We start from the raw sequence: 20,661 nt of genomic DNA, 5'->3' as shown, positions 1-20,661 counted from the left end.
AAACATCGCCGCGGGGCAGGAGACGTCAAGTCTCCTGCCCCGCGGCGATGTTGGGCTGGGTTCAGCGGCGGTCGTCGCGCTCCGCCGCTTCCTCCTCGGCCTCCTTGGCCTGGACCTCGGGGTCCAGAGCGGACTGGCCGCTGCCGTCGACCGACGTGAGACGCCCGGTCTCGGGCACCTCGGTCGCGGCCGGCGGTTCGACGAGCCAGTCGGGGTTGGCCTGCTTGTCCCACCACTTCCAGGCGGCGAAAGCACCGCCCGCCAGAATCCCCAGCACGGCCAGCCCCTTCACGAGACGGCCGGCCCTCGCCCGCCGTTCGTGCTTGCGGAGCAGCTTCTGGATCTCCTGCGGTGAGACCTGGCCACGCAGTGCGGCGATGGCCGCCACACCGCGTGCCGCGGCCTCCTCCCGAACGGGCTGGGCCGCGGCCACCGCCTGCTCGATCCTCGGCTTGGAATAGTCGGCTGCCTGACGAGCCGCCTTACGGGTGCGGACGGCCGCCTCCTGGGCGACCTGGTCGACCTTCGGCGGCACATGAGTACGGGCCTGCTCAAGGCGCGGCGCGAGATAGGCGTCGTACTGGACGCGGGCCTGTTCGGCGGCCTGCGACACCTTCGGCGCGAGCCGTACGCGTGCTTCGCTCGCGTAGTACGAAGCCCTGTCCTTGGCCGTGTCGGCGTAAGGCGCCACCACTTCCGCGGCGTGCAGCACGCTGTCCTTCGCCGAGCCGGTCGCGGCGCGCACGCTGTCGATGCGGGTCACGGGTTTCCTCCTCCTCGGTGGCGTACGTCGGGGGTTCCATGTACCCCCAAAGACACAGAGTTCACCTTTCCACCCCTATGGGGATCATGCCCGCCCAAGTGATCCGGGGCATGTGAGGGCGGGCATCCGTGTCACGGGTGCCGACTCCCGGGGACTCCCGAGACGGAGCCGGTCAGGTGTCGATCAAGTGAGATAGCGGATTAATACGGGGCAACGGGAGCTTGTCGTCGACAATGCCACGGATCGCCTCCGCCCGCCCCCGTCGCGGAGCGACTCGACCGGTTTTCTCGAAAGGCGACGTCCGCATGTTCGTGCGGAGGTGGCGGTCAGGGGCTGAGCAGGCCGGTCCGTGCGAGGATCGGAGCGTCAAGAGAAGGCAACGGAAGGCAGATCGTGGCCGAGCAGCTTTACGCCACCCTGAAGACCAACCAAGGCGACATCGAAATCCGGCTCCTGCCGAACCACGCGCCCAAGACGGTCCGGAACTTCGTCGAGCTTGCCAAGGGGGAGCGTGAGTGGGTCAACCCTGAGACGGGTGTGAAGTCCACGGACAAGCTGTACGACGGCACGGTCTTCCACCGGGTGATCAGCGGTTTCATGATTCAGGGCGGTGACCCGCTGGGCAACGGCACGGGCGGCCCCGGCTACCAGTTCGAGGACGAGTTCCACCCGGACCTCGCCTTCAACAAGCCCTACCTGCTGGCCATGGCCAACGCCGGCCCGGGCACCAACGGCTCGCAGTTCTTCATCACCGTCTCCCCGACGGCCTGGCTGACCCGCAAGCACACCATCTTCGGTGAGGTCACGGACGCGGCCAGCCAGAAGGTCGTGGACGCCATCGCCGGCGCCCAGACCAACCCGCGCACCGACCGTCCGGTCAATGACGTCGTCATCGAGTCGGTCGTCGTCGAGACCCGCGAGGGCTGAGCCCGCGCCGGGCTCTTTCGTCCGTGAGTCCGAAGGGTCCCGCAGGGAACCAAACGCCCCGTTCATCCGTAAGGATGGACGGGGCGGTGCCTTGCGCACCCGGACCCGGTGTGAGCGCGTGCGAGCCGCCGTACGGAGATTGAGGGGACCCCATGGACCAGCCGCCCGGCAGCCCGCAGGGCCCGCGGGACAAGGGACCGCAGGACGCCCAGAACCTGCCCGGTTGCTACCGGCACCCGGACCGTGAGACCGGCGTCCGCTGCACCCGTTGCGAGCGCCCGATCTGCCCCGAGTGCATGGTCAGCGCTTCCGTCGGCTTCCAGTGCCCCGACTGCGTACGCGGCGGCTCCGGCACCGGTCACGCCCCGGCGGCCACCCAGCCCCGCACTCTCGCGGGCGGCACGGTCGCCTCGGACCCCCGGCTCGTCACCAAGGTGCTGATCGGCCTCAACCTGGCCTTCTATCTCGTCCAGCTCTCGGTGGGCGACGCTTTCACCGACCGCTTCACCCTGTTCGGCCGTGCCTGGCTCTCCGGCGATATCCAGGGCGTGGCCGAAGGCCAGTGGTACCGGATGCTGACGTCGATGTTCCTGCACGGCAGCGCCATGCACATCATCTTCAACATGCTCAGCCTGTGGTGGGTCGGCGGTCCCCTGGAGGCGGCTCTCGGCCGCGCCCGGTTCATCGCCCTCTACTTCATCTCGGGTCTCGCGGGCAGCGCGCTCTGCTACCTCCTCGCCGACGCCAACCAGCCGTCGCTCGGTGCCTCCGGCGCGATCTTCGGCCTGTTCGGCGCCACCGCGGTGCTGATGCGCCGGCTCAACTACGACATGCGCCCGATCATCGCCCTGCTGGTGATCAACCTGATCTTCACCTTCGGGTGGAGCAACATCGCCTGGCAGGCGCACATCGGCGGCCTGGTCGCCGGTGTGGTGGTCGGCTACGCGATGGTTCACGCGCCGCGCGAGCGGCGGAACCTCGTCCAGTACGGGGTGTGCGCGCTGATGCTGGTCGCGGTGGTCGCCACGACGTTGATCAGGACCGCTCAGCTCACCTGAGGACGCGGTGGACTCACCTGAGAAGTGATGTTGTCCACAGACCGTGGCGGATCTTGTGCACCCTGTGCGGGAACAGCTGTGCCCCCTGTCACTGACCCGAGTTTTCCCAGGTCGGACAGGGGGCGAACAGGTTTGCGGTTGCCGGTTAGATCAGTCACACCGGCGTCAACCGCGGATGAGTTATCCACAGATCGTCTTTCTTTTCCACCTGTGGACAACTGCTGTGGATAACTCAGTGGAAAACCGTGGGCAGAGCTGCCGGCCCGGCTGTTCCCAGGTGAGCGAAGACGGTCACTTCCACTGCGTGGAGACGCCGAATCCGGCCGCGATGAAGCCGAATCCGACCACGATGTTCCAGTTGTCGAGCGCGTCGATCGGCAGTGAACCGTCCGTCACGTAGAAGACAACGATCCAGGCGAGACCGATGAGGAACATGGCCAGCATGACCGGGGCGACCCAGGTGTTGCTGGTCAGCTTGATGTTGGACGCCTGCTTCGCCGGGGGCGGCGTGTAGTCGGCCTTCTTGCGGATACGTGACTTCGGCACGAGGGTCTCTCCTGTCGATGCGCTGCGTGGCCGCGCAGGGAACTGGGGCGGGCTCCGGGGCAGCGTACAAGGGGACACTGAGTGCTCCCCCGGGCGTCCGTTAGCGTAGTGCTTCCGCGGCGCCGAAGGAGATAAGGGTACGTTGAGCAATTCTGCCGACTCCCCCAGGACGGATTCCAGTCCTGGCGGTACGCGCCGTTTCCGGCCCGTACGTGTACTCACGGCCGCCGTCTTCGCCCTCGCCGGTCTCATCTTCTTCATGAGCTTCGATACGGCCAAGGGTACGAACATCCGGACGGATGCGTCCATGCTGAAGCTCTCCGACCTGATTCAGGAGCGGAGCCACAAGAACGCGTCGCTGGACGAGTCCAACGGCACCCTGCGCGACGACGTGGACACCCTCGCGGGTCGCGAGGACGGCAGCAGCGAGGCCGAGGACGCCAAGCTCGCGGCGCTGGAGAAGAACGCGGGCACCCAGAAGCTCAAGGGCAAGGCCGTCACGGTCACGCTCAACGACGCCCCGCCGAACGCGACGGCGAAGCTTCCCGGCTACCCCGAGCCACAGCCCGACTACCTCGTCATCCACCAGCAGGACCTTCAGGCGGTGGTGAACGCCCTGTGGCAGGGCGGTGCCCAGGGCATCAAGGTGATGGACCAGCGGCTGATCTCCACCAGCGCGGTGCGCTGTGTCGGCAACACCCTGATTCTCCAGGGCCGTGTCTACTCGCCTCCGTACAAGATCACCGCCATCGGTGACCCGCAGAAGCTCCAGAAGGCGCTTGCCGCCTCCCCGGCGATCCAGAACTACATGGTCTACGTCAACGTCTACGGGCTCGGCTGGAAAGTCGAGGAGGACGGGACGGTGACTCTTCCCGGCTACTCGGGCACAGTGGATCTCCACTACGCGAAGCCCGTGGAGTGAGCGCCTGACTTCGCGGGACAGTGGGCGAAGCCTGTGGAGCGAGCTGCCGCCGGGGGGACCTTGTGTCGGTGCGAGTGGTCGTCAGGACGATCAGTGAGCTGTGCGTCACCGCCGGCACCCTGATCGTGCTCTTCGTGATCTACGTGCTGTTCTGGACCGGAGTGAAGGCCGACAGCGCCATGGACCACCAGATCGATGTGCTCCAGAAGCAGTGGTCGAGGGGAGCGGTGGCCCAGGAGTCGACGGCCCCGCCGGACTCCCCGGGACCATCGGACCCCTCCGGCACGGCAGGCGCCTCGGGCGCCCCGGGTGGCACCGGTGCCCCGGCGACCAAGAGCCCGAAGGCGCCGGGCCCCTACAAGTACGGCGGACCGTTCGCGGTCATGTACATCCCGCGGCTTGGTTTCACGTGGAACAAGCCCGTACTCGAAGGCACCGCCACGCAGGTGCTGAAGAAGGGGCTCGGCCACTACCGGGGCACCGCCCAGCTCGGCCAGGAGGGCAACTTCTCGGTCGCAGGTCACCGGCGTACGTACGGCGATCCCTTCAAGGACTTTCCCGAGCTTCGCCGAGGTGACGCGGTGGTGCTGACGGACGGGACGACCTGGTTCACCTATCGGGTCGACAAAGGCCCCTACAAAACGGTGCCCTCCGACATTGAGGTGATCGACCCTGTGCCACGTAAGTCCGGGTATACGCGTCCGGGGCGCTATCTCACGCTGACCACGTGCGATCCGGAGTGGGGCCACAGTCACCGGTTGATCGTCTGGGCACACCTTGATTCCACGCAGCCCGTGGAGGCAGGGAAACCGGCGGCTCTGCGCCGTTAGTCTGTTGGCGTACGGCGACGGAAGGGACGGCATGTACGGCTGGATCTGGCGGCATCTGCCGGGGAGCGTATGGGTGAAGGCGCTGGTCTCGCTCGTGCTCGTCCTGGCAGTGGTCTACGTGCTCTTCCAGTACATCTTCCCCTGGGCCGAACCGCTGCTGCCCTTCAACGATGTGACGGTGGACAACCAGTGAGCACGCGCATCCTCGTTGTGGACAACTACGACAGCTTCGTCTTCAACCTGGTCCAGTACCTGTACCAGTTGGGCGCCGAGTGCGAGGTGCTGCGCAACGACGAGGTGTCGACCGCGCACGCCCAGGACGGCTTCGACGGTGTGCTCCTGTCCCCGGGGCCCGGCGCTCCCGAACAGGCCGGGGTCTGCATCGACATGGTCCGGCACTGCGCCGCGACCGGGGTTCCCGTCTTCGGTGTCTGTCTCGGGATGCAGTCGATGCAGGTGGCCTACGGCGGTGTGGTCGACCGCGCGCCCGAGCTGCTGCACGGAAAGACCTCGCTCGTGGAGCACCAGGGCAAGGGCGTCTTCGCCGGCCTGCCGTCGCCCTTCACGGCGACCCGCTACCACTCGCTGGCGGCCGAACCGGAGACGGTCCCGGCCGAGCTGGAGGTCACGGCCCGTACGCACGACGGAATCGTCATGGGCCTCAGACACCGTGAACTACCCGTCGAGGGCGTGCAGTTCCACCCCGAGTCGGTGCTGACCGAACACGGTCACCGGATGCTCGCCAACTGGCTGCTCGAGTGCGGAGACAAGGTGGCGGTGGCGAGGTCGGCGGGGCTCGCCCCGGTGGTGGGCAGGGCCACGGCGTGACCGCGCTGCGCCCCGAGCGCGACAGCTCCCCCTATGGCGGCGAGGCCGCTTACGGGGGCGCCGGGGCGTTCGAGGGCGCGGGTGCCCAGGCCTATACGGGCGAGGGTGCCTTCGAGGCGGCGGTCGGGGGGCTCGCGGACCCGTTGACGGATCCGCTGCCGGGCCAGGGACAGGGCGTACCGCAGCAGGGGTACGGCGCCGAAGGGTACGGACCCGACTGGTACGCGGCCCAGGCCGCCCAAGCACAGGCTTTCCAGGCGGCTCAGGCACAGGCCGCTCAGGCGCATGCGGTCCAGGCACAGGCCGCCCAAGCCCAGGCGGTCCAAGCACAGGCTTTCCAGGCGGCTCAGGCGCAGGCGGCCCAAGTGCAGGCCGCAGCTCAGGCGCAGGCGGCCCAAGTGCAGGCCGCAGCTCAGGCGCAGGCGGCCCGGGCACAGGCCCAGACGTCCGCCATGCCTTCCGCGTCGTCACCGTCACCGTCGTACGCAGAGATGTACGAGAGGGCGTACTCCGCGCCGTACGAGGAGCCCGTGGCCGCCCCGTACCAGGGGTCGCCGGCAGCCCCGTACGCCGGACCCGTCGCCGCTCCCCGGGCCGCGCAGGCCGCCGCGCGCCTGCCGCTGGACGACGAGACGATCGCGTTCCGCGTCCAGGAACCGCCCCGGAGGGAAGAACGGAGCGCGGCCGGGCCCGCGTCCGGAGGCCGTGCGGCCCGTCGTAAGGCGGCCAGACGCCAGGGACGGCACGGGAGCGCGCAGGAGCCCCACGAGCCCCAGGAGACGCCTCAGGGGGCCGCTGAGGCCCCTCTGAGCCGGATGGGAGCCCGGCGGGCGGCGCGGGCCCGGAAGCCCAGCGCGGGTGTTCTCGCGAGCCGGATGGTCGGCGAGGTGTTCATCACCACCGGCGTCCTGATGCTGCTGTTCGTGACCTACCAGCTGTGGTGGTCGAACGTGCGGGCGCACCAGCAGGCGGGCAGTGCCGCGGACCACCTCCAGCAGGACTGGGCGAACGGCAAGCGGAATCCGGGGACGTTCTCGCCCGGCCAGGGCTTCGCCATCCTGCACATTCCGAAGCTGGACGTGGTCGCGCCGATCGCGGAGGGCATCAGCAAGACGAAGGTGCTCGACCGCGGAATGGTCGGCCACTACGGAGAGGGCGACCTCAAGACGGCGATGCCGGACGCCAAGACGGGCAACTTCGCGCTCGCCGGGCACCGCAACACCCACGGTGAACCGTTCCGCTACATCAACCGGCTCGAGCCGGGCGACGAGATCGTGGTCGAGACGCAGGACGACTACTACGTCTACAAGATGGCGTCGATCCTGCCGGTGACGAGTCCGAGCAACACGAGCGTCCTCGACCCGATCCCCAAGGGTTCGAGTTTCACCGGACCCGGCCGCTACATCACACTGACCACCTGCACACCGGAGTTCACCAGTAAGTACCGGATGATCGTCTGGGGCAAGATGGTCGAGGACCGGCCACGCAGCAAGGGTAAACCGGACGCGCTGGTCGGCTGAGGACAGGCGCGGACGCACGCGCGCAGCGTGCACGCGTCATGGCACGTGAGACAACCTGAGACAGACCAGACGGGGCAGATGAACAGTGGCAGCGAGGACCGACCACGACGAGCGCGCCGCATCGGAAGCCGGATCCGCAGCCGCCGGTGACGCGCCCGTGGGGCGCCGGCGCATCGGATGGTTCGCGATGACGGTCAGCGTCTTCGGCGAACTCCTCATCACCGTGGGGCTGGTGCTCGGCCTGTTCGTCGTCTACTCGCTGTGGTGGACGAACGTCGTGGCCGACCGCGAGGCGCACAAGCAGGGTGACAAGGTCCGCGACAACTGGGCGCAGGGTCGGGGTGGTCCGGGCGTCCTCGACACCAAGGACGGCATCGGTTTCCTGCACGTTCCGGCGATGAGGAACGGCGAGGTCCTGGTCGAGAAGGGTACGTCGACGAAGGTCCTCAACGACGGCGTCGCCGGCTACTACACGGACCCCGTCAAGTCGTCCCTGCCGACGACCGGCAAGAACGGCAACTTCACGCTCGCCGCCCACCGGGACGGCCACGGCGCCAAGTTCCACAACATCGACAAGATCGGCAAGGGCGACGCGGTCGTCTTCGAGACCAAGGACAAGTGGTACGTCTACAAGGTCTTCGGCATCCTTCCGGAGACCTCGAAGTACAACGTCAAGGTCCTTCAGACGGTCCCGAAGCAGTCCGGCAAGCAGAAGCCCGGCCACTACATCACCCTGACGACCTGCACGCCCGTGTACACCTCCCGCTACCGCTACGTCGTGTGGGGCGAACTGGAGCGGGTGGACAAGGTGGACGAGGACCGGACGCCTCCGAAGGAACTGCGCTGAGACGACGGTCCTGCTTCGAGGGGCTCAGCCCCCGCGGGTAGGCCAGGCCCCGGCGGGTAGGCCACCCCCCTGCGGGTAGGCCAGGCCCCGGCGGGTAGGCCAGCCCCCTGCCGGCAGGTCAGCCGCCTGCCGGATGGTCAGCCACTTCGATCAGGTCAGCCATCTCGATCAGATGGACGGAAAGGGCCCCGGCACTCACCGAGTGCCGGGGCCCTTTCCGTCGGTCGCCCGACGGCGATCCTTGGTGGGGCCTATCCGTTGTTGCCGCCGAAGAAGCCGCCGCCGCCGTTGTTGCCGCCGTTGTTGTTCCCGCCGATGCTGACCGTCGTGAGCGTGACCGTCGTGTTGTCCGGGCTGTCGACCTGGCTGTTGCCGGCCGGGTCCTGGCTGGCCACGAGGGCGTTGTCGCTCTGATCGCTGCCGTTGGCGAACTGGACGTTGAAGCCAGCCTGCTGCAGGGTCTGCTTCGCCTGCTTCACGGTCTGGCCGACGACGCTCGGCACGTTCGACTGCTGCTGCTGCTTGGCCTTGCCGATCTGGATCGTCACCTTGGAGCCGGGGTCCGCCGGATTGTTGGCCGACGGCGCCGTCTGAATGACCTTGCCGACCAGGTTCTGGTCGTCTGTCTCCACTTCGACGCACTCGCCGACGAGGTCGTTGGCCGTCATCTGCGCCTTGGCCTCGTCGCAGGTCTTGCCGGAGACGTCCGGGACCGTGGACTGCTTCTTGGCCTTGGCGACGGTCAGGGTGATCGTCGACCCCTTCTGCACCTCGGCACCGAGCTCCGGGTCCTGACCCAGGACCTTGTTCTCTGTCTCCGTCGATTCCTCGTACTTCGTCTTGACGTCGAAGTCGTACTTGCTGGCCTCGAGGATCTGCGTGGCCTTGTCCAGCTGCTTGCCTGTGACGTTCGGAACGACCACCTTCGGCGCACCGGTCGACACCACGACGTTGATCGTGTCGCCCTTGTTGACCTGCGTGCCGGCCTTCGGATCCTGGCTGCAGACGTTGCCCGTCTTCTCGCTCTCACAGGGCTTCTTGGTGACGGCGAGTGTCAGGTTGACGTTCTCGGCCATCTGGTCGGCGTCCTTCTTCGTCTGCCCGACGAAGTTCGGTGCGGCGAACGGCTTGTCGCTCACTCCGTCGCCCCCGAACGCCCACTTGCCGATCAGGATCGCGCCGATCAGCACCAGGACGCCCGCGACGACCAGAAGGATCGTCGAGGTGTTGTTCTTCTTCTGGCGGCGGCGGTCAGGGCGGTCGTCGTAGCCGTAGCCGCCGTCGTCCGGGTTCATCGGCGGCAGCATCGACGTGGGCTGGGCGTCCGAGGAGCGCATGGCCGTGGTCTGCTGGTCGTCGCCGTAGCCGCCGTAGCCGACCGAGCCCATGGCGGCGGTGGCCGCGACGGGCTGGCCGTCGAGGCAGGCCTCGATGTCCGCGCGCATCTCGTCGGCGGACTGGTACCGGTAGTCCGGGTCCTTGACGAGGGCCTTCAGCACGATCGCGTCCATCTCGGGCGTGATCTCGGGGTCGAAGACCGACGGGGGCTGGGGCTCCTCGCGGACGTGCTGGTACGCGACGGCCACCGGGGAGTCGCCCACGAAGGGCGGGCGCACCGTCAGCAGCTCGTAGAGCAGGCAGCCGGTGGAGTAGAGGTCCGAGCGGGCGTCGACCTGCTCGCCCTTCGCCTGCTCCGGCGAGAGGTACTGGGCCGTGCCGATGACCGCGGCCGTCTGCGTCATCGTCATACCGGAGTCGCCCATGGCGCGGGCGATGCCGAAGTCCATGACCTTGACCTGGCCGTTGCGCGTCAGCATGACGTTGGCGGGCTTGATGTCGCGGTGGACGATGCCGGCACGGTGGGAGTACTCGAGGGCCTGGAGGATGCCGATGGTCATCTCCATGGACCGCTCGGGCAGCAGCCTGCGGCCCGAGTGCAGCAGCTCACGCAGTGTGGACCCGTCGACGTACTCCATCACGATGTACGGGATGGAGGTGTTGTCGATGTAGTCCTCACCCGTGTCGTAGACGGCGACGATCGCGGGATGGTTGAGCGAGGCGGCGGACTGGGCCTCCCGGCGGAACCGGGCCTGGAACGACGGGTCGCGTGCGAGGTCTGCCCGCAGCGTCTTCACCGCCACAGTACGGCCGAGCCGGATGTCATGCGCGAGGTAGACCTCTGCCATGCCACCACGGCCGAGCACGTGGCTCAGCTCGTACCGGCCGCCGAGGCGACGCGGCTCTTCCATAGCTACCTACCAGCCCTCTCCGTCGGTCCCGACCGCACCTTTGTGTGGTCCGGCGGTGTGCTGTCCGGGCATACCGTACCCGGATCAGCTTCTGTGACCTGGCCAAGACCGTCACCCGTGACAGGACCGGTATCGCAACGTGCACCGATGTGAAGGGGACGTGAGCGGGGTCACTTCTTACTGTCGATGACTGCCTTCATCACGTCCCTTGCGATGGGGGCGGCGAGACCGCCACCGGAGATGTCGCCGCGGTTGGCGCTGCCGTCCTCGACGACCACGGCGACGGCGACGGGCGAGCTGCCGTCCGAGAGCTTCGCGTAGGAGATGAACCAGGCGTACGGCTTCTCGCTGTTGTCGACGCCGTGCTGGGCGGTACCCGTCTTGCCACCGACGGTGACACCGTCGATCGCTGCCTTCGTACCGGTGCCGCCCGGCTTGATCACCGTCTCCATCATCGACTGGAGAACCTGCGCGTTCTCCTTGGAGAGCGGCTGGCTCAGCTTCTCGGGGTCGGTGTGCTCGATGACGTCCAGGTTGTGCGTGCTCAGCTCGCTGACCATGTACGGCTTCATCAGGGTGCCGTCATTGGCGACCGCGGAGGCCACCATGGCCATCTGGAGCGGGGTGGCGGCGGTGTTGTACTGGCCGATCGAGGACAGCGCGGTCTGCGACGTGTTCATGCCGTCGGAGAAGACCGAGGAGCTGGAGCGGATCGGCGTGAACTGCTCGGATCCGAAGCCGAACTTCTTGGCCTCTTCCAGCATCTTGCCGTTGCCGAGGTCCGCGCCGACCTTGCCGAAGACCGTGTTGCAGGAGACCTTGAGCGCGACGCGCAGGGTGGCGTTCTTGCAGGGGAGGTTGCCCTCGTTGGGCAGCTTGGTCGTGGTGCCGGGCATGATCCACGGGTCCGGCGATTCCGTCTTGGTGTCCGCGTCGGTGACGAGCCCGTTCTCCAGGGCGGCGGCCGCCGTGACGACCTTGAAGGTGGAGCCCGGCGGGTAGGTCTCGCGCAGCGCCCGGTTCAGCATCGGGTCGTCGGGGTTGTTCTTCTTCTGGAGCTTGTTCCAGGCCTTGGAGTCCGTGGACGTGGAGTTGCCCGCGAACGACGACGGGTCGTACGACGGCGTCGAGGCCAGCGCCAGGATCGCGCCCGTCTTGGGGTCGATGGCCGCGACGGCACCCTTCTTGGCACCGAGGCCCTCGAAGGCGGCCTTCTGGGCGGCGCCGTTGAGGGTGGTGAGGACGTTGCCGCCCTGCTTCTTCTTGCCCGTGATCATGTCGAGCGTGTTCCGGAAGAAGAGCCGGTCGTCGTTGCCGGTGAGGATGCCGTCCTCGATCTTCTCGATCTGGTTGGCGCCGAAGGCCTGCGAGGCGTAGCCGGTGACGGGCGCCCACATCGCGCCGTCCTTGTACGTGCGCTTGTACTCGTAGTCGCCGGTCTTGGACTGCACGGACCCGGTGATCGGGTTGCCGTCCACGATGATGTTGCCGCGCGGGGTGGCGTACCGCTCGATGTTCACACGGCGGTTGGCCGTGTCGGTCCGCAGCTCGTCCGCCTGGACGTACTGGAGCCAGTTGTCGCGGATGAGCAGGGCGAGGACGAGCAGCCCGCAGAAGATCGCGATCCGGCGCAGGGGCTTGTTCACGGGCGGACCACCTGGGTCATCTCGGCGTCGGGGTTCGGGGCGGGCGCCGGGGCCGGCCGGCGTGCGGTGTCGCTGATGCGGATCAGGATGGCGATCAGGGCCCAGTTGGCGATGACGGAGGAACCGCCGGACGCCAGGAACGGCATGGTCATACCGGTCAGCGGGATCAGGCCCATGACGCCACCGGCGACCACGAAGACCTGGAGCGCGAAGGCGCCGGAGAGGCCTACGGCGAGCAGCTTGCCGAAGGGATCGCGGGCCGCGAGGGCCGTGCGGATGCCGCGCTCGACGATCAGGCCGTAGAGCACCAGGATCGCCATGACTCCGGCGAGGCCCAGTTCCTCGCCGAACGTGGCGAGGATGAAGTCGGAGTTGGCGGCGAAGCGGATGAGCTCGGAGTGGCCCTGGCCGAGGCCGGTACCGAGGGTGCCGCCGGAGCCGAACGCCCACAGTGCCTGCATGGCCTGCTCGGAGTGGATAACACCGTCCTGGACCCCGGCCTGGCTGAGCGTGTACTCGCGCATCGGGTCGAGCCAGGCCTGCACACGGGTCTGGACGTGCGGTTCGAAGCTGGCCACACCGACGGCGCCGGCCGCGGACATCATCAGACCGAAGACGATCCAGCTGGTCCGCTCGGTGGCGACGTACAGCATGATGACGAACATTCCGAAGAACAGCAGCGACGTACCGAGGTCGGTCTCGAACACCAGGATGAGGATCGAGATCGCCCAGACGACGATGATCGGGCCGAGGTCGCGGCCGCGCGGCAGGTACAGGCCCATGAAGCGGCGGCTGGCGAGGGCCAGCGCGTCCCGCTTCACCATCAGGTAGCCGGCGAAGAAGACCGCCAGCACGATCTTCGCGAACTCACCGGGCTGGATGGAGAATCCGGCGACCGAGATCCAGATCTTGGCGCCGTAGGTGAGGTCGGCGCCGAGACCCGGGACCAGCGGGAGCAGCAGCAGGACCAGGGCGCCGACCATGGAGATGTAGGTGTAGCGCTGCAGGACGCGGTGGTCCTTGAGGAAGACCAGCACGACGACGAACAGGCCGATGGCCAGCGCGGTGTACAGCAGCTGGCGCGGTGCCGCGTTGCCCGCCTGGTTGATCGACTGGAGCAGCTTGGACTGGTCCAGCCGCCAGATGACCACCAGGCCGAGACCGTTGAGGAGCGTGGCCAGCGGCAGCAGCAGCGGGTCCGCGTACGGGGCGAACTTCCGTACGGCGAGGTGGGCGACGCCGGCCAGCAGGCCGAGGCCCAGGCCGTAACTCAGGAGGCCGGCGGGTACCGCGTCGTCGATGGCGAGGCCCACGTTGGCGTAGGCGAACACCGGGATGACGACGGCGAACACCAGCAGGGCCAGCTCGGTATTACGTCGGCTCGGTGCGCCGATCGATCCGATCGTGGACGTGTGGTGCGTCGGCGTGTTCGTACTGCTGCTCATCGTGTGACAGGGCCCCTCACGGCTTCTTACTGCTTACCGCACAGCGAGACCAGCTTCTGCTCCTCGTCGGAGAGGCTGGGGCCGGGTGTGGGAGTAGGTGCGGTCGTGGACTTGGAGGACGAAGGTGCCGAGTTCGACGGGGTCGGGCTCGGGGTGGACGTGGCCTTGGACGTCAGGGAGGTCTTTGTGGTTCCCGTGGTCCCACCGGCCTCGCCCTCACCGGTCTTCGCGTTGTTCTCGCTCTCGGCGGCGCGGCGAGCGGCGTCCTTCTTGCACGCGGAGGCCTGCACGGCGAGCTCGTCGATCTTCGACTTGGCGTCGGAGAGGCCGCCTTCGGCGATCGTCTCCTTGACCTGGTTCTGCTGATACGGCGGCAGGTACTTGAGTTCGATCTCGGGGTGATCCTTCTCCACCTTCGAGAGCGAGACCCAGCCGAGGTCCTGGCTGATGCCGCGGTACAGCGCGATGTGTTCGCCCTTGGTGCCGACGTAGTACTGCGTCTGCGTCCAGCGGTAGCCGCCGTACAGGCCGCCGCCGAGGACGGCGAGCGTCAGGACGATGTAGAAGGATCTCTTCAGCCACTTGCGCCCGGTGCGCGGCTTGACGAAGTCCTCGTCGGAGTAGTCGCCGAAGCCGCCGGTGGACACATAGCCGGTGGTGTCGCCGCTGCCGGGCGGGCCGAACTCGCCGCCGCCCTGTCCGGGCACGGGCCGGCCGAGACCGGAGGCGCGGCCGGCAGGGGTCTGCATGGCGCCGTTGTCGTGCAGCTGGAGCTGGTTCTCGGCGACCGCGCCGACCACCACAGGGGTGTCGGAGAGCTGTGCGGCGAGGGTGTCCCCGGAGTCGATGTCGAGGACGTCGGCCACGATGACGGTGATGTTGTCCGGGCCGCCGCCGCGCAGCGCGAGCTGGATGAGCTCCTGCACGGTCTCCTGCGGGCCCTGGTAGCTGGCGAGGGTGTCTTCCATCGTCTGATGGGAGACGACGCCGCTGAGGCCGTCGGAGCAGATCAGGTAGCGGTCGCCGGCGCGGACTTCGCGGATCGAGAGGTCGGGCTCGACATGGTCGCCGCTGCCCAGCGCGCGCATCAGCAGGGAGCGCTGCGGGTGGGTGGTGGCTTCCTCCTCGGTGATGCGCCCCTCGTCGACGAGGCGCTGCACCCAGGTGTGGTCCTGCGTGATCTGCGTCAGGACGCCGTCCCGCAGCAGATAGGCGCGGGAGTCGCCGACGTGGACGAGGCCGAGGCGCTGGCCGGTCCACAGCAGGGCGGTGAGCGTGGTGCCCATGCCCTCCAGCTGCGGGTCCTCCTCGACCATCAGCCGGAGCTGGTCGTTGGCACGCTGCACGGCGGTGCCGAGCGAGGTGAGGATGTCGGAGCCGGGTACGTCGTCGTCGAGCGCGACGATGGTGGAGATCACCTCGGAGCTGGCGACCTCACCGGCCGCCTGCCCGCCCATCCCGTCGGCGATCGCGAGGAGGCGAGGACCGGCGTAGCCCGAGTCCTCGTTGCCCTCGCGGATCATGCCTTTGTGCGATCCGGCGGCAAAGCGCAGTGACAGACTCATGCGCACCTCGCCCGTCGGCTCCGGGTACATCCGCACGGTGCCCACCCTCCGGTCGGGAGCGCGCCGGGGTCCGTCGTGTGGACCGCCGCTGCGTGCTCGCTCCGCTCGCTCATTGTCGTACTACTTCCGCAGCTCGATGACGGTCTTGCCGATGCGGATCGGCGCGCCCAGCGGAATGGGCGTGGGAGTCGTCAGTCGGCTCCGGTCGAGATACGTGCCATTGGTGGAGCCGAGGTCCTCGACGATCCACTGGCCGTCCCGGTCCGGGTAGATCCTGGCATGCCTGCTGGACGCGTAGTCGTCGTCCAGCACGATGGTGCTGTCGTGCGCGCGGCCCAGGGTGATGGTCTGGCCCTGGAGCGCGACGGTCGTTCCCGTGAGGGTGCCCTCCGAGACGACCAGCTTGGACGGGGCACCGCGGCGCTGCCGGCCGCCGCCACCGGCTGGTGGCTGCTGCTGGCGCTGCTGCGGAGGCGCGGCAGGCCGCGCGGCCTGCTGAGGCCTCGCGGCCTCCCTGCGGGAGCCGCGCTGTGTGACGCGCGTTCCGAACAGGTCGCTGCGGATGACCTGCACGGCCACGATCACGAACAGCCACAGTACGGCCAGGAAACCCAGCCGCATGACCGTGAGGGTCAGCTCTGACATTGCCCCCGCTTCACCCTTCGGCTTGCCGGTAAATGATGGTGGTGCTGCCCACGACGATCCGCGAGCCGTCGCGGAGCGTAGCGCGGGTGGTGTGCTGCCCGTCCACCACGATGCCGTTGGTGGACCCGAGATCCTGGATCGTCGAGGGCGTTCCGGTCCGGATCTCACAGTGCCGGCGCGATACGCCGGGGTCGTCGATCCGCACGTCGGCTTCGGTGCTGCGGCCCAGCACCAGCGTCGGGCGGGAGATCTGGTGGCGTGCGCCATTGATCTCGACCCAGTGCCGCATACGGCCACCCGCCGCCGGGCCGGCCGGGGGTCGGGCACCCATGGGTGCCGCGCCCGGACGGCCGCCGGGCGGCGGCGCGGACGGCATGGGGGGAGCGGCCGACGGCGGGTAGCCGTAACCACCCTGGGCTCCGCGGGGAGCCGAGGGGGAAGGGCCCGCGGGGGCGCGCTCGGGGGACTGCTGGTTGGTGGAGGAGGCGAGCGTACGGCTGCGCACCCGGTACAGACCGGTGTCGAGGTCGTCGGCCTTCTCCAGGTGGACCTTGATGGGGCCCATGAAGGCGTAGCGCTGCTGCTTGGCGTAGTCGCGGACCATGCCCGCGAGCTCGTCGCCGAGCTGGCCGGAGTAGGGGCTGAGGCGCTCGAAGTCCGGCGTGCTCAGCTCGACGATGAAGTCGTTCGGGACGACGGTCCGGTCGCGGTTCCAGATCGTGGCGTTGTTGTCGCACTCGCGCTGCAGCGCTCCGGCGATCTCCACGGGCTGGACCTCGGACTTGAACACCTTGGCGAAGGTGCCGTTGACCAGACCTTCGAGACGCTGCTCGAACTTCTTCAGGACTCCCATGGGGCACCTCCTCCTGCGTAGCCGTCCTGGTACAGCTTGCTGTCGTCCACCTGATCCTGCTGGCCTTGCTGGTACTGCTTACTGATCGTATCCACGCGTCGGGAAATCGGCTGGTTCCCCCTGTCGGCCCGGTCGACGGGTTGTCGACTGCCTTCCGAAGTCCCTCCGCACGTTCCCTGAGAGGGCCCTCTTCGAACTCTTCCCGGCACTACTCCTGCCATGGATCGTAGAGGCGCCCCGCGACCAGTGTCCCGCACCTGACTGTGCGGCCCGTCCTGCTCCTGGGGAGATGCGCAGGACCGGTACGAGGTTGATACGTGAACCGGTTCTGTCTGAGACGTGTGATGCGCGCGGGGTGCCGTGAGGGAGAAGGCCGGCCCGGCGGCCGATGCCGAGCGGGCCGTCGGCCCGGGCGGGGCAAGGGCGCGGGCCTGGGGATGCCGGGTGCGCGGGCGGGGAATGCCGGGTGCCGGGGGCGGAGGAAAGGGATGTGATTCCACCCCTGACCGCGTGCTAATCTTCTGGATGTCGGCAAGCGCTCGCACCACTCGGTGGGAGACGGACGACACACCCAATGCGCGGGTGGCGGAATAGGCAGACGCGCTGGATTCAGGTTCCAGTGCCCGAAAGGGCGTGGGGGTTCAACTCCCCCCTCGCGCACCAGCTGAAAGCCCCTCAGGTCTCCGACCTGAGGGGCTTTCACGTTGTCCGGGGCGAGTCGGCGCCGTCCCCGCGTGGTCGCGCGTTCCCGCGCCTTGTCGCGCGACGGGGAGTGCGGGCGTGACGGGGGCGGTCCTTGGCCCTGGTGAAGTGTGACGATGCTCTCAGGCGGCGGAGCCCCGCAGGGCGAGTCGGTCGGCCCTGCGGGGCTCCGTGGCCGGCTCCGGCGGGCGGAGCGGCGGCGGTCGGGTGTCGTGGTTACGCGGCGAGGCGCTCCGCGACCTCCTTGGCCTTGGTGGCCGCGTCGTCGAGGGCCTTGCTGCGGGACGCCTCGAAGAGCGGGACCAGCTCGGTCATCGCCGGGTTGTGCGGGGCCATGGTGAGCTCCGGGACGATGAAGTCGACGTCGAGGCCGAGCATGTCGCGCAGTACGGCCTCCAGGTAGTTCTGCACGTACTCCTGTCCCTCGCGGGGAGTGCCCGGCGCGTACGAGCCGCCGCGGCTCGCGACGATGGTGACCGGGGTGCCCTTGATCTTCGAGTCCTCGGTCATGGCGGTGCGTCCAATGAGGACGATGTTGTCCAGCCACGCCTTGAGGGTCGAGGGGATGGCGAAGTTGTACATGGGGGCGCCGATCAGGACGGCGTCCGCGCTCTCCAGTTCCTCGATGAGCTTCACGCGCGCGGCGAAGGCCTCCGCCTGCTCGGGGCTGTGCGTGTCCGGGGCGGCGAAACCGGCGGTGTGGGCGTCGGCGGTGATGTGCGGCACAGGGTGCTCGGCGAGGTCGCGGTAGACGACGGTGCCGTCGGGGTGCTGCTCCTCCCAGGCCGAGCGGAAGGCGTCCGTCACGGTTCGGGACGTGGAGGCGCCGCCGGAGAAGACGGACGAGTCGATGTGAAGGAGGGTGGCCATGGGGATCTCCAGACGAACGGGATGTATCGGGCGGGGTGCCGGGCCCGGGGAGGGCCGTGGGCGGAGCTCGTACGGGCTCTTGGGCGGAGTCCGTCCTCGCGGGGCTCGTGCTGACGAGCCCGGGTGGGGCTGCTGAAACGGGTCGACGGCAGGGCTGCCGAAGGGGAGCCGCCCTGTCGAGGGCTTCTCTTTCGTTCCTAACTAGAGATAACACAGCTACTTACTTTTTTTCATCCCCTTGTGTGGACGCAGTACCCTGGGCTCATGCCAGAACCGGGAAGCCACGACGCGGGGCCGTGCCAGAAGGTCGACGACGGCATGACCCGTGTCTTCACGCTGCTCGGAAAGCGCTGGACGGGTCTCGTGGTCGCGGTTCTGATGCAGCACCCCGTCCACTTCGCCGATCTGCGCCGAGCGATCCCCGGCATCAGCGAGCGGATGCTTTCGGACCGGCTCACCGAACTCGGTGCGGCCGGCCTGGTCGTGCGCGAGGTCAACGAGGGTCCCCCGCTGCGGGTTTCGTACCGGCTGACAGAGGCGGGCGCCGCGCTGGAACCCGCGCTCAAGGAGCTGGGTTCCTGGGCGGAGACGTATCTGCCGGAGAGCGGACCGTGCCCGGGACAGCTGCGGAAGTAGCCCGGGGGCGAACTCTCCTGAGCCTTTCGTGGCACCGCATCGCGGGCCGTGCCGAGACACCGGCGGTGGAACCTCCTCACGTCCCGTCCGCGGCTGCGTATGCGGCTTTCTCTCCGGAGGCGGTGCAGTTGTCCACAGGGTCTGACGCGTTTTCCCGACCGGCTGTACGGTCAGCACGAGTTGATGTTCGTGTGCGGGGGAGGCGGTCGTGATGGCCGAGATCGGTACAGCGGGTGCGGCGGGCGCGGAGCGCCTGGCGGCGTCGAACGGGCAGGCCGGGCAGGCCGGTCCGGTGGAGTCGGCCGAGAAGCAGCTGCGGGACGTCGGTGGTCGGCGGCCCGGGGCCGGGTTCGAGTCCGAGGTGCGGTCTTCGTCCGAGGGCCGGTCGGCCGCCGAGGCGTTCGGGTCCCGGGGATTCGCCGTTCCGGGGTTCGCCGCCTGGCCGGTGAAAGGCTCGCCCAAGGAACAGGGGAAGGCCCTGCGCCTGCGCGTGCCGCGCGAAGCGCACGCCGAACTGACGGCGGACGCCGACCGGCCGGACGCCGTGACCGCGGTCGAGGAGTCCAACCGGGGCAGGCTCGCGGAGCTCACCCCGATAAGGGTCGGCAGGATGGCGGCCACGCCGTTCGCGTTCCTGCGCGGTTCCGCGGGCCTCATGGCGTACGACCTCGCCCGCACCCCCATGACCGGCATCAGCGCCCAGATCTGCGGTGACGCGCACGCGGCGAACTTCGGCCTGTACGGAGACGCCCGCGGCGGCCTGGTCATCGATCTGAACGACTTCGACGAGACGGTGCACGGCCCCTGGGAGTGGGACCTCAAGCGCCTCGCCACCTCGCTCGTGCTCGCGGGCCGGGAGGCCGGAGCGGACGAGGACACCTGCCGGGCCGCCGCGCACGACACCGTCGGCGCGTACCGCCGCACCATGCGCCTGCTGGCCAGACTGCCGGCGCTGGACGCGTGGAACGCCATCGCCGACGAGGAGTTGGTCTCGCACACCGACGCCCATGATCTGCTCGGAACGCTGGAGCGCGTCTCCGAGAAGGCGCGGGCCAACACCAGCGGGCGGTTCGCCGCCAGGTCGACCGAGGCGGTGGAGGGCGGTGGCCGCCGGTTCGTGGACGCGCCGCCCGTGCTGCGCCGCGTTCCCGACCACGAGGCGGCCGCGGTCGCGGCGTCCCTGGAGCACTATCTGACGACGCTCTCCGAGGACCGTCTCCCCCTGCTGGCCCGCTACGCGGTGCACGACGTTGCCTTCCGGGTCGTCGGCACCGGCAGCGTCGGCACCCGCTCGTACGTGGTGCTGCTCCTGGACCATCGCGGCGAAGCCCTCGTCCTCCAGGTCAAGGAGGCCCGCGCCTCGGCGCTCCTCCCGCACCTCGCGACCGCCGGCCACCAGATGCCCGAGGTCTTCCACGAGGGCCGCCGTGTCGTCCTCGGGCAGAAGCGCATGCAGGTCGTCAGCGACATCCTTCTCGGCTGGACCTCGGTCGACGGTCTCCCCTACCAGGTGCGCCAGTTCCGCAACCGCAAGGGCAGCGTCGACCCCGCCGCCCTGGCCGCCGACCAGATCGACGACTACGGCCGCATGACCGGCGCCCTTCTGGCCCGCGCCCACAGCCACAGCGCGGACCCGCGCCTCCTCTCCGGCTACTGCGGCAAGAAGGAGGAGCTGGACGAGGCCATCGCCTCCTTCGCCGTCGCGTACGCGGACCGCACGGAGGCGGACCACGCGGCCCTGGTGGCGGCGGTCCGAAGCGGGCGGATCGCTTCCGAACCGGGGGTGTGACCGGGGAGTGACCGGGGGAG

General features: G+C 68.6%; 19 protein-coding genes and 1 tRNA gene. 11 read left to right on the top strand and 9 right to left on the bottom strand.

All coding sequences use genetic code 11. The features are described 5' to 3' along the window. Positions 1 to 61: 61 nt before the first annotated feature. Positions 62 to 763 carry a DUF5324 family protein gene (locus OOK38_RS13230; RefSeq protein WP_266760631.1) on the bottom strand — a complete coding sequence of 234 codons (702 nt, stop codon included), beginning with the start codon at positions 761 to 763 and terminating at the stop codon, positions 62 to 64. A 393-nt stretch (positions 764 to 1,156) separates the two neighbouring features. On the opposite strand from OOK38_RS13230, the gene OOK38_RS13225 reads away from it, so the two are divergent. Beyond that, positions 1,157 to 1,690: a peptidylprolyl isomerase gene (locus OOK38_RS13225; protein WP_266760632.1), complete on the top strand. Its 534-nt coding sequence runs from the start codon at positions 1,157 to 1,159 to the stop codon at positions 1,688 to 1,690. A gap of 152 nt (positions 1,691 to 1,842) precedes the next feature. Further along, positions 1,843 to 2,748, top strand: a complete 906-nt coding sequence (locus OOK38_RS13220; RefSeq protein ID WP_266760633.1) for a rhomboid family intramembrane serine protease — start codon at positions 1,843 to 1,845, stop codon at positions 2,746 to 2,748. A 291-nt stretch (positions 2,749 to 3,039) separates the two neighbouring features. On the opposite strand, the gene crgA is transcribed toward OOK38_RS13220, so the two are convergent. Beyond that, a complete protein-coding gene (gene crgA, locus OOK38_RS13215) occupies positions 3,040 to 3,294 on the bottom strand; it encodes a cell division protein CrgA (RefSeq protein ID WP_266760634.1) in 255 nt (84 codons plus the stop codon). Positions 3,295 to 3,436: 142 nt separating this feature from the next. Between crgA and OOK38_RS13210 the strand changes: the two genes are divergently transcribed. From OOK38_RS13210 to OOK38_RS13185, 6 genes are all read left to right on the top strand, one after another. Beyond that, complete coding sequence (locus tag OOK38_RS13210) at positions 3,437 to 4,216, top strand: DUF881 domain-containing protein (protein WP_266760635.1); 780 nt, start codon at positions 3,437 to 3,439, stop codon at positions 4,214 to 4,216. A 68-nt stretch (positions 4,217 to 4,284) separates the two neighbouring features. Next, on the top strand, positions 4,285 to 5,046 hold the full coding sequence (locus OOK38_RS13205) for a class E sortase (RefSeq protein WP_266760636.1): 762 nt from the start codon (positions 4,285 to 4,287) through the stop codon (positions 5,044 to 5,046). A gap of 31 nt (positions 5,047 to 5,077) precedes the next feature. Continuing rightward, positions 5,078 to 5,239, top strand: coding sequence for a hypothetical protein (locus tag OOK38_RS13200; protein ID WP_266760637.1), 162 nt, complete (start codon positions 5,078 to 5,080; stop codon positions 5,237 to 5,239). Next, positions 5,236 to 5,874: an aminodeoxychorismate/anthranilate synthase component II gene (locus tag OOK38_RS13195; RefSeq protein ID WP_266760638.1), complete on the top strand. Its 639-nt coding sequence runs from the start codon at positions 5,236 to 5,238 to the stop codon at positions 5,872 to 5,874. Before OOK38_RS13200 ends, OOK38_RS13195 begins: the two co-directional genes overlap by 4 nt. 491 nt (positions 5,875 to 6,365) lie before the next feature. After that, the gene (locus tag OOK38_RS13190; protein WP_266765770.1) at positions 6,366 to 7,394 is read left to right on the top strand and encodes a class E sortase; all 1,029 of its coding nucleotides are present in this window, start codon (positions 6,366 to 6,368) and stop codon (positions 7,392 to 7,394) included. A gap of 187 nt (positions 7,395 to 7,581) precedes the next feature. Further along, complete coding sequence (locus OOK38_RS13185) at positions 7,582 to 8,241, top strand: class E sortase (protein WP_266765771.1); 660 nt, start codon at positions 7,582 to 7,584, stop codon at positions 8,239 to 8,241. Between the two features lie 251 nt (positions 8,242 to 8,492). Here OOK38_RS13185 and pknB read toward each other — a convergent pair whose 3' ends face one another. From pknB to OOK38_RS13155, 6 genes are all read right to left on the bottom strand, one after another. Then, positions 8,493 to 10,490, bottom strand: coding sequence for a Stk1 family PASTA domain-containing Ser/Thr kinase (gene pknB, locus OOK38_RS13180; protein WP_266760639.1), 1,998 nt, complete (start codon positions 10,488 to 10,490; stop codon positions 8,493 to 8,495). Positions 10,491 to 10,660: 170 nt separating this feature from the next. Next, positions 10,661 to 12,136 (bottom strand): penicillin-binding protein 2, encoded by a 1,476-nt coding sequence (locus OOK38_RS13175; RefSeq protein WP_266760640.1) that lies wholly within the window; start codon positions 12,134 to 12,136, stop codon positions 10,661 to 10,663. Beyond that, complete coding sequence (locus tag OOK38_RS13170; protein ID WP_266760641.1) at positions 12,133 to 13,581, bottom strand: FtsW/RodA/SpoVE family cell cycle protein; 1,449 nt, start codon at positions 13,579 to 13,581, stop codon at positions 12,133 to 12,135. The genes OOK38_RS13175 and OOK38_RS13170 overlap by 4 nt, the downstream gene beginning before the upstream one ends. A 26-nt stretch (positions 13,582 to 13,607) precedes the next feature. Then, a complete protein-coding gene (locus OOK38_RS13165; RefSeq protein WP_266760642.1) occupies positions 13,608 to 15,146 on the bottom strand; it encodes a Stp1/IreP family PP2C-type Ser/Thr phosphatase in 1,539 nt (512 codons plus the stop codon). Between the two features lie 120 nt (positions 15,147 to 15,266). Continuing rightward, a complete protein-coding gene (locus tag OOK38_RS13160) occupies positions 15,267 to 15,791 on the bottom strand; it encodes an FHA domain-containing protein (RefSeq protein WP_266760643.1) in 525 nt (174 codons plus the stop codon). A 10-nt stretch (positions 15,792 to 15,801) separates the two neighbouring features. Beyond that, entirely contained in the window at positions 15,802 to 16,644 is an 843-nt protein-coding gene (locus OOK38_RS13155; RefSeq protein WP_266760645.1) for a DUF3662 and FHA domain-containing protein, read from the bottom strand. A 576-nt stretch (positions 16,645 to 17,220) separates the two neighbouring features. Between OOK38_RS13155 and OOK38_RS13150 the strand changes: the two genes are divergently transcribed. Continuing rightward, positions 17,221 to 17,307: transfer RNA gene (locus OOK38_RS13150), tRNA-Leu, on the top strand. Positions 17,308 to 17,562: 255 nt separating this feature from the next. Here the strand turns inward: OOK38_RS13150 and OOK38_RS13145 are convergent. Then, the gene (locus OOK38_RS13145) at positions 17,563 to 18,216 is read right to left on the bottom strand and encodes an FMN-dependent NADH-azoreductase (protein ID WP_266760647.1); all 654 of its coding nucleotides are present in this window, start codon (positions 18,214 to 18,216) and stop codon (positions 17,563 to 17,565) included. A 264-nt stretch (positions 18,217 to 18,480) separates the two neighbouring features. Here OOK38_RS13145 and OOK38_RS13140 point away from each other — a divergent pair, with 264 nt between their 5' ends. Next, entirely contained in the window at positions 18,481 to 18,852 is a 372-nt protein-coding gene (locus OOK38_RS13140; protein ID WP_266760649.1) for a helix-turn-helix domain-containing protein, read from the top strand. Positions 18,853 to 19,063: 211 nt separating this feature from the next. Continuing rightward, positions 19,064 to 20,641: a DUF2252 domain-containing protein gene (locus tag OOK38_RS13135; protein WP_266760650.1), complete on the top strand. Its 1,578-nt coding sequence runs from the start codon at positions 19,064 to 19,066 to the stop codon at positions 20,639 to 20,641. The last annotated feature ends 20 nt before the right edge of the window (positions 20,642 to 20,661 follow it).

Origin of the sequence: Streptomyces sp. NBC_00568, from assembly GCF_026341855.1 — a bacterium.
Taxonomy (GTDB): domain Bacteria; phylum Actinomycetota; class Actinomycetes; order Streptomycetales; family Streptomycetaceae; genus Streptomyces.
Note: the sequence above shows the minus strand (reverse complement) of the source record. Positions and strands in the feature narration are given on the sequence as shown.